General features: G+C 72.5%; 14 protein-coding genes. 7 read left to right on the forward strand and 7 right to left on the reverse strand.

Going from position 1 to position 16,297, the window contains the following annotated elements:
• Positions 1-38: 38 nt before the first annotated feature.
• Positions 39-749: a TIGR03089 family protein gene (locus tag AB0M83_RS42070; RefSeq protein ID WP_364526398.1), complete on the reverse strand. Its 711-nt coding sequence runs from the start codon at positions 747-749 to the stop codon at positions 39-41.
• A gap of 108 nt (positions 750-857) precedes the next feature.
• Between AB0M83_RS42070 and AB0M83_RS42075 the strand changes: the two genes are divergently transcribed.
• Positions 858-1,688 (forward strand): NAD(P)H-binding protein, encoded by an 831-nt coding sequence (locus AB0M83_RS42075; RefSeq protein WP_364526400.1) that lies wholly within the window; start codon positions 858-860, stop codon positions 1,686-1,688.
• Positions 1,689-1,694: 6 nt separating this feature from the next.
• Here the strand turns inward: AB0M83_RS42075 and AB0M83_RS42080 are convergent, their stop codons facing one another.
• The gene (locus tag AB0M83_RS42080) at positions 1,695-3,023 is read right to left on the reverse strand and encodes an LCP family protein (RefSeq protein WP_364526402.1); all 1,329 of its coding nucleotides are present in this window, start codon (positions 3,021-3,023) and stop codon (positions 1,695-1,697) included.
• A 37-nt stretch (positions 3,024-3,060) separates the two neighbouring features.
• On the reverse strand, positions 3,061-4,581 hold the full coding sequence (locus tag AB0M83_RS42085) for an LCP family protein (protein ID WP_364526404.1): 1,521 nt from the start codon (positions 4,579-4,581) through the stop codon (positions 3,061-3,063).
• Positions 4,582-4,721: 140 nt separating this feature from the next.
• Between AB0M83_RS42085 and rfbB the strand changes: the two genes are divergently transcribed.
• The gene (gene rfbB / locus AB0M83_RS42090) at positions 4,722-5,711 is read left to right on the forward strand and encodes a dTDP-glucose 4,6-dehydratase (RefSeq protein WP_364526406.1); all 990 of its coding nucleotides are present in this window, start codon (positions 4,722-4,724) and stop codon (positions 5,709-5,711) included.
• A gap of 9 nt (positions 5,712-5,720) precedes the next feature.
• Positions 5,721-6,608 carry a dTDP-4-dehydrorhamnose reductase gene (gene rfbD / locus AB0M83_RS42095; RefSeq protein ID WP_364526408.1) on the forward strand — a complete coding sequence of 296 codons (888 nt, stop codon included), beginning with the start codon at positions 5,721-5,723 and terminating at the stop codon, positions 6,606-6,608.
• 111 nt (positions 6,609-6,719) lie between these two features.
• Here the strand turns inward: rfbD and AB0M83_RS42100 are convergent, their stop codons facing one another.
• From AB0M83_RS42100 to AB0M83_RS42110, 3 genes are read right to left on the reverse strand one after another with little or no spacing between them, the layout of a single operon-like run.
• Entirely contained in the window at positions 6,720-7,805 is a 1,086-nt protein-coding gene (locus tag AB0M83_RS42100) for a glycosyltransferase family 1 protein (protein ID WP_364526410.1), read from the reverse strand.
• Positions 7,798-10,299 (reverse strand): glycosyltransferase, encoded by a 2,502-nt coding sequence (locus AB0M83_RS42105; RefSeq protein WP_364526412.1) that lies wholly within the window; start codon positions 10,297-10,299, stop codon positions 7,798-7,800. The genes AB0M83_RS42100 and AB0M83_RS42105 overlap by 8 nt, the downstream gene beginning before the upstream one ends.
• A gap of 30 nt (positions 10,300-10,329) precedes the next feature.
• Positions 10,330-11,265, reverse strand: a complete 936-nt coding sequence (locus tag AB0M83_RS42110; RefSeq protein WP_364526414.1) for a glycosyltransferase family 2 protein — start codon at positions 11,263-11,265, stop codon at positions 10,330-10,332.
• A 9-nt stretch (positions 11,266-11,274) separates the two neighbouring features.
• Between AB0M83_RS42110 and AB0M83_RS42115 the strand changes: the two genes are divergently transcribed.
• From AB0M83_RS42115 to AB0M83_RS42125, 3 genes are all read left to right on the forward strand, one after another.
• Positions 11,275-12,351 carry a glycosyltransferase family 1 protein gene (locus AB0M83_RS42115; protein ID WP_364526416.1) on the forward strand — a complete coding sequence of 359 codons (1,077 nt, stop codon included), beginning with the start codon at positions 11,275-11,277 and terminating at the stop codon, positions 12,349-12,351.
• Positions 12,352-12,404: 53 nt separating this feature from the next.
• Complete coding sequence (locus AB0M83_RS42120) at positions 12,405-13,553, forward strand: glycosyltransferase family 1 protein (RefSeq protein WP_364526418.1); 1,149 nt, start codon at positions 12,405-12,407, stop codon at positions 13,551-13,553.
• Between the two features lie 188 nt (positions 13,554-13,741).
• Entirely contained in the window at positions 13,742-14,602 is an 861-nt protein-coding gene (locus AB0M83_RS42125) for a glycosyltransferase family 2 protein (RefSeq protein WP_364526420.1), read from the forward strand.
• Here AB0M83_RS42125 and AB0M83_RS42130 read toward each other — a convergent pair.
• The gene (locus AB0M83_RS42130; protein WP_364526422.1) at positions 14,599-15,075 is read right to left on the reverse strand and encodes a hypothetical protein; all 477 of its coding nucleotides are present in this window, start codon (positions 15,073-15,075) and stop codon (positions 14,599-14,601) included. The two genes, AB0M83_RS42125 and AB0M83_RS42130, sit on opposite strands and share 4 nt — an antisense overlap.
• Before the next feature lie 141 nt (positions 15,076-15,216).
• On the opposite strand from AB0M83_RS42130, the gene AB0M83_RS42135 reads away from it, so the two are divergent.
• Positions 15,217-16,296, forward strand: a complete 1,080-nt coding sequence (locus AB0M83_RS42135) for an NDP-sugar synthase (protein WP_364526424.1) — start codon at positions 15,217-15,219, stop codon at positions 16,294-16,296.
• Position 16,297: the final 1 nt, after the last annotated feature.

The following is a 16,297-nucleotide window of genomic DNA, read 5'->3' on the forward strand; positions in this document are numbered from 1 at the left end:
GAGGGACTTGAAGTCCCTCGATGCGACATTCACGGCTTTCAAGCGGGGAGGTCCGCCGTGGTGCGCTCGGCGTCGCGGCGGGCGGAAAGCTTCGCCTCGTCCGCGTTGCTCACGTGGACGAGGTGCGCGCCGGCCGCGAGGGGGACGAGCAGGCCGTCGAGGATGCCCTCCGGGCCGCTCCAGTCCCGGGTGGACAGCACGCGGTCGTCCGCGCCGAGGCCGAGTTTCGCCGCGCGGGCGCGGGCTTCCGCCAGTACTTCGTCCACTGTGGACTCGAACAGGGCGGCCGTGTCGCCGGGGATCGGGAAGAGCGGGCTGTACTGGTCGCCCGCCAGCCGGGACTCGCTCAGGTAGTCGAACGCGCCGCCGCCCGGCGGCTCGGACAGACCGCGTCCCATCGGGTCCAGCGTCACGACGGCGGTCGCGGTCGCGCCGGTCGGCTCCGGGTCGTCCGGCCCGACGAACGCCACCCGCGCGCCGGCGCCTTCGGTCACGACGCGCGCCCCGCACCACCACGCGCCGAGCAGCACGCCCACGGTCTGCCAGTGCGCCGGCAGCTGCACCGCCACGGCGTCGCCCGGCTCGATGTCGAACTCCTCGGTCAGCCAGTTCGCCGTCTTCGCCGCCCAGTTGGCGGTCGTCGCCACGGACAGCTCGACGCGGCTGCCCAGCTGGTCGTCGTAATGGGTGATCAACGGTTTGGCGGGCGAGGCCAGCAGCGGCCGCAGCAGCTCGTCGGTCAGGCTCATGCGGACAGGCTAAAGCGCGGACCACGCGCCGCGCCGGTTGACACCGCCACTTCGATCTCAGTACGTTTGCTTTGCAAGCAAATGCAATCCGGGAGCTGGGGGACGGCCATGACCATTCTCGTCACCGGGGCCCGTGGACACGTCGGCCGCGCCGTGCTCGACGCGCTCGTCGCCGCGGGCCAGGACGTGCGCGCGTCGAGCCGCGACGCCACCACGCTCGACGTCCCGACCGCCAAGGTGAGCGCCGACCTGGCAGATCCGGCCACGCTGGACGCCGCGCTCGACGGCGTCGGGTCGGTGTTCCTGTACACGCGGCCGTCGGGGATCGAGGGCTTCGTGAAGGCGGCCGAGGCGGCCGGCGTGCGGCACGTCGTGCTGCTGTCGTCGGGAGCGACGCTCGAACCGAAGTCCGCGCAGAGTCGCGTCGCGCGCCTGCACCGTGCCGTGGAGGAGGCACTGATCGCGGCGCCGTTCGCGGAGACACTGCTCAACCCGGGCTCGTTCGCGACGAACGCGCTCGGCTGGCGCGCGGACATCGCCGAGGGCGTCGTCCGCACGCCGTACCCGGACTCGCGGGTCGGCGCGATCCACGAGCGGGACATCGGTGACGTCGCGGCGAAGATCCTGGCGTCCGGTTCGCACGCCGGGCAGGCGCTGCAGCTGAGCGGGCCTTCGCCGATCAGCTTCCGCGAGCAGGCTGAGGTGCTCGCGGACGTCCTCGGCCGACCGCTGCGCGTCGAGGAACTGACGCCGGAGCAGGCCGCCGAGCGGATGACCGCGCTGGGCTGGCCGCCCGAGGTGCCGCCGGAGATCCTGCGGGCGATGGAGCGGACGACGCGGGAGCCGTCCGTGGTGACGGACGTGGTGCGCGAGGTGACCGGGCACGCGCCGCGGACGTTCCGGCAGTGGGCGGAGGACCACCGCGCCGACTTCGCCTGAGCTCCGTCAGTTGACGCAGGGGACTCCGTCGGAGGCTTGGCGCAGCGGTGCCGCGACGGGGGCGGCACCGCTGCCCGAGCCGCCACCGCTGCCCGAGCCGCCACCGCTGCCCGAGCCGCCACCCGCCGGTGCCTTGGCCGGGACCTGAGCGGCGGGGCGCCCGGCCAGGCCCGCCACGAACTCACGGACCGCCTTCGGGTCGATCTCCACGATGCTCTGCCCGTCTTCACTCCGGCCGTTCGCCGTGATGACCGGGATCGTCGCGAACGCCAGATCGCCCGAGGCGATGCCCTTCGCCTGCTGCGCGAACTGCAGCAGGTCGAGCCCGGGGTCCAGGGTCAGCGACCGGTGCACCGCGTCCATCAGGTCGCTCAGCGTGCCCGGGCTGGTCAGCGTGCCCGCCGAAAGCACCTGGTGCAGGGCCGAGGACAGGAACGCCTGCTGCCGCACGATCCGGTCGAGGTCGCCGCGCGGCAGGTTCTTGCGCTGCCGGACGAACGACAGCGCTTCGCCGCCGGACACCGTTTGCGGGCCGCGGCGGAAGTTCGCGCCCGAGTCCTTGTCCTCGGTCGAGTGGTTCAGGCACACCTTCACGCCGCCGAGCGCCTCGGTGAGCAGGTAGAAGCCCAGCAGGTTGACCTCGGCGTAGTGGTCGACGCGCACCTGCGTGAGGTCCTGCACCGCCTGCACCAGCACCCGGCGGCCCTCGGTGTCGGAGTCGCGTTCGATCTTCGCCTGGTCACGCTCGCCCTGCGCCCGCAGCTGCTGCGCGAAGTGCGCCTTCGCGATGCCGTACGCCGAGTTGATCTTCGCCTTGCCGCGGCCCGGGACGTCGGTCCACGTGTCCCGCGGTACCGACACCGCCGACGGCTTCGAACCGTTCTTCGGCACCCGCAGCAGGATCACCGTGTCGGTGTTCACCGCGCCGCTGTTGGCCTCGGTCCGCAGCTCCTTGAGCACCCGCGGCGGAAGCTGGTTGCCCTGCGCGTCCGTCCGCGCGTCGCTGCCGACGAGCAGGATGTCGTCCGCGCCGTCGTCCGCGGGCGGCGGCGCGGGCTCACCGGCGCGCGGGGTGAGCGCGTCGGTCGTCGGGACGGTGCTCTGCAGCTGGTCCTTGGTGACGTAGGCGTAGCCGCTGGCGCCGAGCGCGAGCACCGACACGAGCCCGACCGCGATCCGGCGGGTGACCCGCCCGGCCCGCCGCATCCGAGACGGCTTCACAGCCACCGGGGCGGGTTCCGCTTCACGCGGGAACGGCGACGGCTTCCACTCGGGTTCGTCGCGCTCCGTCACCGGCTCGGTGGCCGGTTCCGGCTGTTCCTGGTCGTCTTCCATCCTGGTTTACCTCCCCCGACCACCCTGCGTGCCCAGTCTAGTTGACGCAGGGAACGTCGCCCGCGGTGATCGGCGGGGCGGCGGGGACGGAAGACACCGGGGCCGACGGCGGCTTCGGGGTCGAGCTCGGCGCACCGCCCGGGCCGGCGGAAGAGCTGCGGAAGTCCTTGCCCAGCAGCACGCGCACGTGCCCGGCGGCGACGTCCCGATCCGGCTCGGCCTGGGCGCTGGTGCCCAGCGCCTGCTTGACCAGGTCCAGCGCGGCGCTGTCGGCCGGGTTGTACCGGATGACGGTGGTGTTGCGGGTGCTCAGCTTCTGGTCGGCGGCGACCGTGAAGCCCTTGCCCGCGAGCATCGTGTGCGTCTGGCCGGCCAGCGCCGCGGCACCCGAGCCGTCGAACAGCTCGACGGTGACAGCTTTCGCGCCCGGCACCTGGGTGGCCGACGGAGTCGCCGGGGTGTCGCCGTCCGAGGTCAGCCGCGTCACCTCGGCCTGAACGGCGGCCTGGTCGACCTTCAGCACGTCGGCGCCGCCGATCACCGCGTTGCCCAGCGTGGGGATGGTGTGGAACTCGATGTTGCCGCCGGTCAGGCCGCGCATCTGCTCGGCGAACTCGGTCAGGTCCCAGCCCTGGGAAACCACCACGGACTTCTTCACCGCGGACACGAGGTCGGCGATCTTGCCCGGGCTGGTCAGGACGTCGCTCGAGATGACCTTGCGGGCCAGCCCGGACAGGAACGCCTGCTGGCGCGCGATCCGGTCGAGGTCGTAGTTGGGCAGGCCGTAGCGCTGCCGCACGAACGCGAGCGCCTGCACGCCCTCGATCGTCTGGCGGCCGCCCGGCAGGTCCACGCCGGACTTCACTTCCTTGACCGGTCCGTTGAGACAGACCTCGACGCCGCCGATCGACTTGGTGATCTCGTAGAAGCTCGCCAGGTTCACCTCGGCGTAGCGGTCGATCATGCCCGGCTTGCCGATGAACTTCTCGATCGTGGCGATCAGGTTCTTCCGCCCGGCGACCTTCGCCTGCGCGTCGGCCTGCTTGAGGTCGGTCATGCCCTGACGCTGCAACGTTTTGTAAGTGTCCGTGTACGCGTAGACGAACGCGCTGTTGAGCTTGTGCTTGCCGTAGCCGCCGGCCAGCTCCACCCAGGAGTCGCGGGGGAACGAGAGCGCGATCGCGTGCTTCCCGTTCTGGGGGATGTGCACGAGGATCATCGTGTCGGTGTTCAGCTCGCCGTCGGAGACGCCGGCGTGCAGCATGTCCAGCACCTCGCGGGGCAGCGGGTTGCCCTGCGCGTCGGTGCGGCTGTCCTGGCCGACCAGGAGGATGTCGATGGCGCCGTCGAGCGGCTTCGCGTGCGCCTCGGTGTCGGCGAAGACGTTCGTGGTGGTCAGGCCGGTGTTCGGGTCACCGATGAAGTGCCAGCCGTACCAGGTCAGGGCCAGGATCGCGACGGAGAGCAGCGACACGACCACTTTGCCGCCGCGGCGTGCGAGGACCGCGACGCCGTAGCTCCGGCGCCCCGGGACGGGCGGCGCAGGCCATTCGGTCACGCGCTTCCTCCCCTGTGAAACCCGTGCTTCCCCCAGGGCACCCCTGTGCCTGACGACCATGACTCTACTGAGGGTGTTGTTGGACCTCCGTAGGCTGGGGGCCGATTGCCCCGGACGGGGGCCGAGGGAAAGGCGGGAAGATGCGGGTCCTGGTCACCGGTGGTGCCGGCTTCATCGGGTCGCACTACGTCCGGCAGACGCTGAGTGGCGCTTACCCCGCGCTGCGTGACGCCGAGGTGGTGGTGCTGGACAAGCTCACCTACGCCGGCAACGAGGCCAACCTGGCCCCGGTCGCCGCCGACCCGCGGCTCGAGTTCGTCCGCGGCGACATCTGCGACGCGCGGCAGGTCGCCGAGGCCATGCGGGGGGTCGACCTCGTCGTGCACTTCGCCGCCGAGTCGCATGTGGACCGTTCGATCCTCGGCGCCGCCGACTTCGTCCTGACCAACGTGCTCGGCACGCAGAACCTGCTGCAGGCGGCCCTGGAAGCCGGCGTCTCGAAGTTCGTCCACGTGTCCACGGACGAGGTGTACGGCTCGATCGAGACCGGCTCCTGGACCGAAGACCACGTGCTGGAGCCGAACTCGCCCTATTCGGCGTCCAAGGCGTCCTCCGACCTGGTGGCGCGGTCGTTCTTCCGCACCCACGGGCTGCCGGTGTGCGTCACTCGGTGTTCCAACAACTACGGTCCGTACCAGTTCCCGGAGAAGGTCATCCCGCTGTTCGTGACCAACCTCCTCGACGGGCGGAAGGTGCCGCTCTACGGCGACGGGCTCAACGTCCGTGACTGGCTGCACGTGGACGACCACTGCCACGGCATTCAGCTGGTCGCCGACGGTGGCCGGCCCGGCGAGATCTACAACATCGGCGGCGGCACCGAGCTGACCAACCGTGAGCTGACGGAGAAGCTGCTCGCGGCGGTCGGGGCGGGCTGGGACAGCGTCGAGCCGGTCGAGGACCGCAAGGGGCACGACCGCCGGTACTCGGTGGACATCACGAAGATCGCTTCGGAGCTGGGGTACGCTCCGCGCGTGTCCTTCGAGGACGGTCTGGCCGCGACGGTGGCCTGGTACACGGACAATCGCGCGTGGTGGGAGCCCCTGGCGGACCGGGCCGCGCTGAAGAAGTAGGGGTTTTTCGTGCCGCTGACGGTGCTTGTGCCCGGGGGTTCCGGGCAGCTCGGCCGGGATCTCGCCGCGCTGGCTTCCCCCGACGTCGACGTCGTCGCCCCGGGATCGGCCGAGCTGGACGTGACCCAGGCCGGCCAGGTCCTGGCGGCGGTCGGCGCGCTGGCCGACCGCGCGCGTGAAGCGGGTTCGGCGCCGGTCGTGATCAACGCGGCGGCGTACACGGCGGTCGACAAGGCCGAGACGGACGAGGAACGGGCGTTCGCGGTGAACGCGGACGGGCCGCGCGTCCTGGCGGCGGCCTGCGCTTCCCGCCGGGTGCCGCTGATCCACGTGTCGACGGACTACGTCTTTTCCGGCGACGCATCCGAGCCTTACGAGCCTTCCGACGAACTGGGACCGCGGTCGGCGTACGGCCGGACCAAGGCGGCCGGGGAGGACGCGGTGCTCGGGTCGGGGGCCTCGTCGTGGGTGGTGCGGACCGGGTGGCTGTACGGGCTCGCCGGGTCGAACTTCGTGAAGACCATGGCGCGCCTGGAGTCTTCCCGGGACACACTGTCCGTTGTAGACGATCAGGTCGGTGGTCCTACGTGGACTTTCGACTTGGCCTCGGGGTTGCTGGAGCTGGCTGCCCGGGTGGCGGCCGGCGACGGGCCGGAGCGGCGGATCCTGCACTGCACGAACGCGGGCGCGGTCAGCTGGTGCGGCTTCGCCCAGGCGATCTTTTCCCGGTTGGGCGCGGACCCGGCGCGCGTCCGGCCGTGCACGACGGCGGAGTACCCGCAGGCGGCGACGCGGCCGGCGTACTCGGTGCTGTCCCCGGCTTCGTGGAAGGAAGCCTGGCTGACGCCGATGCGTCCGTGGGAAGAAGCGCTGGACGCCTACTTCGCAGCTTCCTGACCCCCCGACTCGAGCGCCCCAATGTGGCCTTGGTTGCGTTGAACGCACCGAAGGGCCCCTTGGGTGCGTTGAGCGCACCGAAGGCCACATTGGGGCGCTCGGGACCAGCGGTCAGTGCCGGCCTGAGGCCAGCCGGTAGGCGCCGACTGTCAGCTCGGCGCACGTCCGCCACGTGAAGTTCGCCGCGTGCGCCCGGCGTGAGGCCGAGGTCGCCACCGCGTGCGGGTCCGTCACCGCCGTCCGCAACGCCTCCGCCAGCGCGTCCACGTCGCCGTACGGGACCAGGCTCGCGCACTCGCCCGCCACCTCGCGCAGCGCCGGGATGTCCGTGCACACCACCGGGACGTCCGAGGCCATCGCCTCCAGCACCGGCAGCCCGAACCCTTCGTCGCGCGAGGGCAGCACCAGTGCCGACGCCCCCGCCACCACCGTGCGCAGGTCCACATCGGACAGATAGCCGGTCTGCGAAGTCCGGGCGCCGCGCGGGAACGGGCCCGGCCCGGCGAACACCAGGTCCGGGAGGTCCGGCGCCGCGTCGTGGGCGCGGGTCAGCCAGTCCAGGCCCTTGCGGGGCCCCGCCGCTCCGGCGAACAACAGGTACCGGGCGGGCAGCCCCAGCCGGGCGCGCCGCTCGTCGTCCGGGGGGCGCGCGGTGAACCACGCCGGGTTCACGCCCAGCGGCGTCACGACGATCTTGTCGCGGTCGACGTCCAGGCGCTCCGCCACCGAGTCGGCCACCGCCGCGGTCGGCGTGCAGATCACGTTCGCGCGGCGGGCACCGCGGCGGACCAGCTCCGGCAGACCGCGGTCGCTCGGTGCCAGCTCCGCCGGGTTGTCGAAGAAGGCCAGATCGTGGATCGTCACCACGCCCGCCGCGCGGAACCGGCCCGGCAGCACGAAGTTGGTGCCGTGCACGACGTCCGTCGACCCGGCGAACACCTCCACCGGCGGGAAGTCCGACCGCATCCACGCCGCCCGCAGCAGCCGCGCCGCCACCGGCATCCCGCGCGCCCGCGCGCCGTACGGGAGCACGTGCCGCAGCCGCCGCCAGCCGCGCAGCGTGAACGCCACCGCGCGCGTGTCCACCTCGGGGATCGACACCAGCTCTTCGATCAGCGCGGACGTGTACCGGCCGATCCCGGTGCGCGAGCCGAGGAGCGGGGTGCCGTCGAGGAGGACGCGCAGCGACCTAGCCACGACGGATCCGTTGCTTCGCGACCTTGAGCACGCGGCCGCCGACGCGACGCGCCAGCTCGCCCGCCCCGCCCGCGGCGAGGTACTCCCGGACCAGGTCGACGTCGCGGCGCACCATCGCGCGGCCGCGTACCGCCGGCGTCGTCACCAGGTCCGCGGACCCGGGCAGCCGGTCGGCCGCCGGGCGCGGGTCGCGGCAGAACTCCACCAGCGGCTTCAACGCCTCCGGCCAGGTGTAGCGCTGCGCGACGACGGCGATCCGCTCGACGCAGCCCGCGGCGAACTCCTCGTCGTACAAGCACTTTTCGAGCGCCGCGGCCAGCGCGTCGGCGTCCTCGGCCGGCACGACGACACCCAGCCGTTCCGCCCGTACGAGGTCGGCGAACGAGTCGCCGTCGGTCGTCACGATCGGCAGGCCGGCCCACAGGTAGTCGAGCACCCGGGTGCGGAACGCGAACGTCGTCTCGACGTGCTCGTAGTGGGTCGTGACGCCGCAGTTCGCGTCGAGCAGCCAGTTCTGGCGCTCGTGGTAGGGCACCCACTGCTCGTTGAAGTAGACGTGCTTGCCGGTCAGCCCGAGCGAATCCGCCAGCCGGATCGTGCGCGTGCCGATGTCCATCTCGGCGACCTCGGGGTTCGGGTGCTTCATGCCGAGGAACACCAGCCGGACGTCGCCGCGGCGGCGGCGCAGCGTGTCGATCGCGCGGACCAGCGTGAGCGGGTCGAACCAGCTGTACACCCCGCCCGCCCAGAGCACGACGTGGTCGGTGCCGCCGAGACCGAGCGTCGAGCGCAGCCCCGGCCCGGTGCGGACCGGCGCCTGCGTCGGCAGTCCGAAGGGGACGACCGCGAGCAGCGACTGCGTCGTCGGGTCGGCGTCGTAGAGCCGCGGCGAAAGCCGGCCCAGCGCGGCCAGGTGGCCGAGCCACAGGTGCCGCTGCCGCTCGGACGCGCAGAGGAAGAAGTCGCCGCGCTCGATCTGGGCGTCCAGCACCCGCGTGACACCGGCGAGGTCGGCCGCGCGCTTGTCGTCGGCGACGCCCTTCCCCTGCTCCAGCAGTTCGAGGTGCATCGGGTCGTAGAGGTCGGCGACGACGATCTTGCCGCTGTGCTCCTTCTTCAGCGACGGCGCGAGTTCGAGCACGTGACCCTGCAGCACGATGACGTCCGCCCAGGCGATCGGCGCCTCGAGCTCGCGGTGCTTGCCGGCGCTGATGCGGAACGGCGCGGGCGGCGGCGTCGCGAGCGGGTTGGTCGTGACGAGGTGGACGTCGTGCTCGGCGGCGAGCGCCAGCGCGATGTTCCACGCGCGGATCGCCGGGCCCGCCATCCGCTCGGTGAGCGCGTCGCCGGTGATCACCAGGATCTTGCGACGCTGTCCGAAAGCCTTTTCGATGCCGAACGCTTCGACGACGATGTCGTGCGCGGCGAGGTAGCGCGGCAGCGGGTAGGCGGGCTCCAATGCCTTGCGCAGCAAGGGAAGGAGGTCGGCGTCGGTGCGGACGCGGGCGGCCTGCTCGACCGCGCGCGACTCGGCCAGCGCCGGCAGCTGCTCGACGAACTGGTCGATGGCGAGGATCCCGGCGAGCGTGGTGCGCGGGATCGCGACGTCACCGGACTCGATCGGGCCGACGCCCTTTTCGAGGTCCAGCTGCGTGGCATCCAGCTCGCCGCGGGCGGTGGCCCGGCGCACGGCGAGGGCGAGCGCCGCGGGCAGCGCCCTGACCAGGGTTTCGTCGGAGAGGTTCTTGTAGAGCGCGGCGAGGGCGTTGCGTTCCAGGAGGAAGGTCTCGCGGCCGGTCTCCGGCGCGTCGACCGCGGCCATCGTGCCGTGGTGGCGGTGGTAGGCGAGCGATTCCGGCACGTACCGGACGCGCCAGCCGCGCAGGTTGAGCCGCCAGCCGAGGTCGACGTCCTCGTAGAACATGAAGAACCGCTCGTCGAAGCCGCCGAGCTCGGCGAACACGGCCGTGCGGACGAACATCGCGGAGCCGGTGCCGAACAGGACGTCCTTCGCGACCTCGTGCTCGGCCGCCGGGACGTCGGCCAGGGGCGAGCCCGCGTGGCGCTTGTAGCCCATGCCGAACCAGGTCAGGCCGCCGTCGACGAAGTCGGTGCCGGTGCCGTCCCAGTCGAGGACCTTGCTGGCGACGGCGGCGACGCGGGGTTGCGCGCGCAGCTCGGCGACCGCGGCGGAGACCCAGCCGGGCGCCGGGCGGGCGTCGTTGTTGAGGAAACCGAGGACGGTGCCCTTCGCGTGCTTCGTCCCGAGGTTGCAGCCGCCGGCGAACCCGGTGTTGCGGCCGGCTTCGACGACGCGGGCCTGGGGGACCGCTTCCCGGATCCGGGCGGCTTCGTCCGAGTTGTCGACGCAGATCAGCTCGAGCTCGGGGTAGTCGTGTTCGGCGAGCGCGCGCAGGCACGTGATCGTGTCGTCGGCACCGCGGTAGTTCACCACGATCACCGAGACGAGCGGTTGCGGTTCCCCCTGCGCCAAAGCCAGCTCCTTCGTCGGGATTGCGCCAGCTTAAAGGCCAGCCCAAGCCTCCCAGACCGCGCCTCGGCCGAGCGCCGTCGCCCGGCCGATCCTGCGGCGGGCCGCCAGCGTCGCGGGGAGCCTCGCCACGACCTCGGCGAGGACGCGGCAGCGCAGGCCGAACCGGAAGTTCGGCGCGGCCGGACGGCCCGGACGCAGCGGCAGCACCGCTGTCAACACGGCGAAGCGGACCAGCTGGTTCACCGCGACCCCGCGAGGGGCGCAGCGCAGCAGCATGAGCAGCCGGTTGCGCTCGTTCCAGCGGTGGAACAGCGGCGAACCCAGCTCGCTGCTGACGCCGTGGGCGTGCCGGACGCGGGCTTCGGGCGCCGCGACGACGTCCCAGCCGGCCAGCCGCAGCCGCCACGCCGTGTCGGTGTCCTCGTAGTAGCAGAAGAACCCGGCCGGGACGCCGTGCACGCTCTTCAGCACGTCCGTCCGCAGGAGCGCCGCGCCGCCGCAGAAGCCGAACACCTCGGCCGTGGGCTCGGTGAGGTCGGCGCCGTGGCCGTCGGCGGTCAGCCGGACCCCGGCGGACTGCGTGCTCCCGTCGGGCCGGACCAGCCGCGACGTCGCCGCGCCGGCCAGCGGCGCTTTTTCGAGCGTGTCTTCCAGTGTCGCGAGCCAGTCGGGCTCGGCTTCGGCGTCGTCGTTCAGCCACGCCATCAGCGGAGTGTCGACGCGCTTCGCGGCGACGGCGAGCGCGCCCGCGTAGCCCGTGTTGCGAGGCAGGCGAATTACTTGCGGGTGCGAAGGATGGGCCGCGAGCAGGGCGGCGGTGCCGTCGTCGGAGGCGTTGTCCACCACGAGCGTCCGATGTGGACGCGTCTGCGCGGCGAGCGCGTCGAGGCAGGCGGTCACGTGCCCGGCACCCCGCCAGGTCACGACGACCACCGTGGTGGCGGGATTCGCGGTCACGTCCCGCACAATAGCCGCGTGCCCGAACTGGTCGTGCTCGCCGAGCAGCTCCTCGCGCCCGTGCCCGGTGGCACCGGGCGCTACACGGCCGAGCTGCTCCCCGCGCTCGCGCGGACCGCGCCGCCGGGGTGGACGGTGTCCAGCGTGGTCGCGCGGCACGCCGACGTGGACGCGGCCCGGCTGGAGGGCGTCGAGGGCCCGCGGGTGCTGCGGATCCCGCCGCGCGCGCTGGTCGGCGTCTGGCAGCTGGGCCTGCGCTGGTGGCCGGGCGGCGACGCGGTGCACGCGCCGACGCCGTTCGCGCCGCCGCGCGCCCCGGCCGGGAAGACGCTGAGCGTGACCGTGCACGACACCGTGCCGTGGACCCACCCCGAGACGCTCACCGCGCGCGGGGTCAGCTGGCACCGGTCGATGATCGCGCGGGCGGCGCGGCGGGCGTCCGGGCTGGTGGTGCCGACGCGGGCGGTCGCCGACGAGCTGGCGGTGCTGATCGACGTCGACGTCCCGGTGCGCGTGGTGCCGCACGGGGTGCGGGTGCCCGCGGGCTCGGCTCCGCTGGACCTGCCGCCGCGCTACGTCCTGGCGGTGGGCACGATCGAGCCGCGCAAGGGGATCGACGTGCTGGTCGACGCGGTTGCGGCGCTCGACGACGTGGTGCTGGTGCTCGCCGGGCAGCCGGGCTGGGGCGGCATCGACCCGGTCGCGCTGGCGGCCGAGCGCGGGCTGCCGGCGGACCGGCTGCGGATGCTGGGGAAGGTGTCGGACGCCGAGCTGGCGACCGCGTTGCGGCAGGCGAGTGTGCTGGCCGTGCCGAGCCTCGCCGAGGGCTTCGGGCTGGGCCTGCTGGAGGCCATGGCGGCGGGGATCCCGGTGGTCCACACCGACGCTCCGGCGCTGGTGGAGGTGGCGGGCGGCGCGGGGATCACGGTGCCGCGCGGCGACTCGACGGCGCTGGCGTCGGCGTTGCGGGAGGTGCTGGGTTCACCCACCGTGGCGGCCGAGCTCACTCGTTCGGGTCGGGAGCGGGCGAAGGCTTTCACTTGGCGGCGTGCGGCGGAAGCGGTCTGGGCCATCCACACGCGGGCACATGGCTGACCGGTTTGCCAGTTCCTCACCATGACTCAGGGTCGCCGCCGTACCCTGCAGGGGTGAGCGATGATCCCCGGGTCCTGATCGACGCGACCGCGGTTCCCGCGGACCGCGGCGGGGTCGGGCGGTACGTGGATTCGCTCGTCGCCGCCCTGGACGCGGACGGGGCGCGGATCACCGTCGTCTGCCAGCCCCGGGACCTGCAGCTTTACGATCGGCTGGCGCCGAACTCGCGCGTCGTCCCCGCTTCGCCGTCGACGACCACCCGCACCGCGCGGCTGACCTGGGAACAGGCGACGCTGCCCCGGCTGGTGCGCCGCCTCGGCGCGGACGTCGTCCACTCGCCGCACTACACGATGCCGCTGGCCACGTCGGCGGCATCGGTCGTCACGCTGCACGACGCGACGTTCTTCACCGACGCCGTGCTGCACTCGTCGGTGAAGGCCCGCTTCTTCCGCGCGTGGACGTCGACGGCCCTCCGGCGCGCGACGTTGTGCGTGGTGCCCTCGGCGGCGACGGCCGCGGAGCTGGCCCGTGTCGGCCCGGTGCGGCACGCTTCCTTGGAAGTGATTCACCACGGCGTCGACACCGAGCGTTTTCACCCACCGTCACCGTCCGAGGTGGCGGCCGCCCGTGCGGCGGTCGGGCTGGGCCGGACGCCGTACGTGGCGTTCCTGGGGGCGCTGGAGCCGCGCAAGAACGTGCCGGCGCTGATCCGCGGGTTCGCCAGGGCGGTGGCCGGGCAGCGGGACGCGCCGGCGTTGGTGCTGGCCGGGCAGCCGGGGTGGGACACGCAGGTCGAGCGGGCGTTGGACGCGGTCCCGCACCGGCTGCGCGTGATCCGGGCGGGCTACCTGCCCTTCGGCACGTTGGCCGGGTTCCTCGGCGGGGCTTCGCTGGTGGCGTACCCGTCGCTGGGCGAGGGGTTCGGGCTGCCGGTGCTGGAGGCGATGGCGTGCGGCGCGTGCGTGCTGACCACGCGCCGGCTGTCGTTGCCCGAGGTGGGCGGCGACGCGGTGGCGTACTGCGGCGTCGGCGCGGGAGACGTGGCGGCGGCGATCACGGAGCTGCTCGCGGACCCGGGCCGCCGGGCTGAGCTGGCAACGGCGGCTCAGCAGCGCGCGAAGGAGTTTTCGTGGGCCACGACCGCTGAACGGCACCGAGAGGCGTACGCGAAAGCCTGGTCCCGCCACCTCCGCACCCGCTGAACAGGTCGGCTCACGTACCCAGAGGGTCGGCTCGCGTACCTGGACAGTCGGCTCGCGTACCTGGAGGGTCGGCTCGTGAACCGACCCTCCAGGTACGCGAACCGACCGTTGGGGTACGCGAACCGACCCTCCGGGTACGCCCTGTGGGGTGGCGGGGTCGCGTTGGGTGACCGGTGGACAATGGCCGGGTGACTGAGCACTCCCGCTATAGCGACGAAGTCGGCGTCGTGACCGTGACCTACTTCTCCGAGGACACCATCGAGCGGTTCCTTGACACCCTCGAGAAGGCCACCGAGCGGGACGTCAAGGTGGTCGTCGCGGACAACGCTTCCGTCGAGGGCGCCCTCGAACGGGCCACCGCCGGCCGGAAGAACGTGCAGCTGCTCAGCATCGGGGAGAACGTCGGCTACGGGGCCGCCGCCAACCGCGGGGTCGCCGAGCTGGACGAACGGTACGGCTGGGTCGTCGTCGTCAACCCGGACCTCGAATGGGAGCCCGGCTCGCTCGACACGCTCCTCGACGTCGCGAGCCGGTGGCCGCGCGGGGGTGCCTTCGGGCCGCTGATCCACGACCTCGACGGCACCGTCTACCCCTCGGCGCGGCTGCTGCCGTCGTTCGGGCGCGGCATCGGGCACGCCGTCTTCGCGAAGATCTGGCCGGGCAACCCCTGGACGAAGCAGTACCGCCAGGAGACCGGCACGCCGGTCGAGCGCACGGCGGGCTGGCTGTCCGGCTCGTGCCAGCTGATCCGCCGGGAGGCGTTCGACTCCGTCGGCGGCTTCGACACGCGCTACTTCATGTACTTCGAGGACGTCGACCTCGGCGACCGGCTGGCGAAGGCCGGCTGGCTGAACGTCTACGCGCCGTCCGCCAGCGTCACCCACGAGGGCGGGCACTCGACGTCGCAGGCCTCGGAAAAGATGCTCAAGGCCCACCACGACAGCGCCTACCGCTACCTCGCCGACCGCCACCAGGGCCTCGCCTGGAAGCCGGTGCTGGCCGCCGCCAAGCTCGGCCTCGCCGTGCGGCTGAAGCTGGAGACGCGCTAGATCCCGTCGAGCCGGCGCGAAAGGTCGGACCTGCCGTTGTTCTGCGTCACCGTCGGCACCAGCCCGGTGTCCTCCGGGTCCGGCTCCTTCAGCGGGCTCGTGATCGGCTCGGCCTGGGGACGACGGGACAGCGGGGCGGTCACCTGCGTCCCCGGTTTGTGCATCGGTGTCGTCGGCGTCGGCGTGCTCAACGGAGTGGTCGCCTGCGGACGGCGCGAGCCACCGGAAGCCTCCAGCCGCCGCGTGGGCGACGCACCCGCGAGCGGGTGGTCGTTCTCCTCGATCAGCGACGCCGGGAGCTGCGTGGTCGTGTCCGGGTCCTGGCTTCTGTCGAGGCCGTCGATGGCGGCACGCGGTATCTGCTGCGTGTTCGAGGCGTCCATCGGCGAGATGGCGCTGTCCGGCGTCACCACGAACACACCGCGCGCCTGGGCTCGTGCGAGCAGGGCGTCCGCCCGATCGCGGGGGTCCATCCCCTCGGCCTCCCGACTGACCCGGGGCCCTCTGGGGAAAGGCCCGCCTGTTTCCTGTCTAGGGTAGGCCCTCCGGGCGACCTCCGTCAGGGTTTCCCGCGGCTTGTCGCTCAGCGGTGCGTGATACAAGAGGAGATTTCCGTGACGTCCGAGGTCGAGATCGACGCCGTCGTGCTGGTCGGGGGCAAGGGCACGCGACTGCGCCCACTGACCCTTTCGGCGCCGAAACCGATGCTCCCGACAGCCGGGACGCCCTACCTCAGCCACCTGTTCTCCCGGATCCGCGAGGCCGGGATCCGGCACGTCGTGCTGGGTACGAGCTACCGGGCGGAGGTGTTCGAGGAGTACTTCGGCGACGGCAAGTCGATCGGTCTGGACCTCGAGTACGTCGTCGAGGAGGAGCCGCTCGACACGGCGGGCGCGATCCGGAACGTCTACGACAAGCTGCGCGCCGACCACGTGATCGTCTTCAACGGCGACATCATCTCCGGCTCGGACCTCGGCGAGCAGCTGCGCGTGCACCGCGAGTCCGAGGCCGACGTCACACTGCACCTGCAGCGCGTGCCCGACCCGAGCCGGTTCGGCTCGGTGCCGACCGACGAGACCGGCCGCGTCCAGGCGTTCCTCGAGAAGACGCCGAACCCGCCGACCGACCAGATCAACGCCGGCTGCTACGTCTTCCGCCGTCCGGTGATCGAAGCCATTCCGACGGGCCGCCGGGTCTCGGTCGAGCGCGAGACGTTCCCGCAGCTGCTGGAGCAGGGCGCGCACATCCAGGGCTTCGTCGACGCCTCCTACTGGCTGGACGTCGGCACGCCGGAGGCATTCGTGCGGGGCTCGGCCGACCTGGTGCGGGGCGTCGCGCCGACGTCGGCGCTGCCCGGGCGGCCCGGCGACTTCCTGGTGCTCGACGGCGCTTCCGTGGCCGAAGACGCGCAGCTGTCCGGTGGTTCGACCATCGGCGTCGCGGCCGTGGTCGGCTCCGGCGCGAAGATCGACGGCTCGGTGCTGTTCGACGGCGCAGCCGTCTCCGAGGGCGCGATCGTCGAGCGCTCGGTGCTCGGGCACGGTGCGCGCGTCGGCGCCGGTGCGGTGCTGCGCGGGGTCGTGCTGGGTGACGGCGTGTCCGTCGGCGCCGGCTGCGAGCTGCTCGACGGCGCGCGGATCTGGCCGGACGTCGTGCTGCCGAACGGTTCCGTCCGCTTCTCGAGCGACGCGTAGC

The sequence above is a fragment of the Amycolatopsis sp. NPDC051106 genome, assembly GCF_040682775.1.
GTDB lineage: Bacteria > Actinomycetota > Actinomycetes > Mycobacteriales > Pseudonocardiaceae > Amycolatopsis.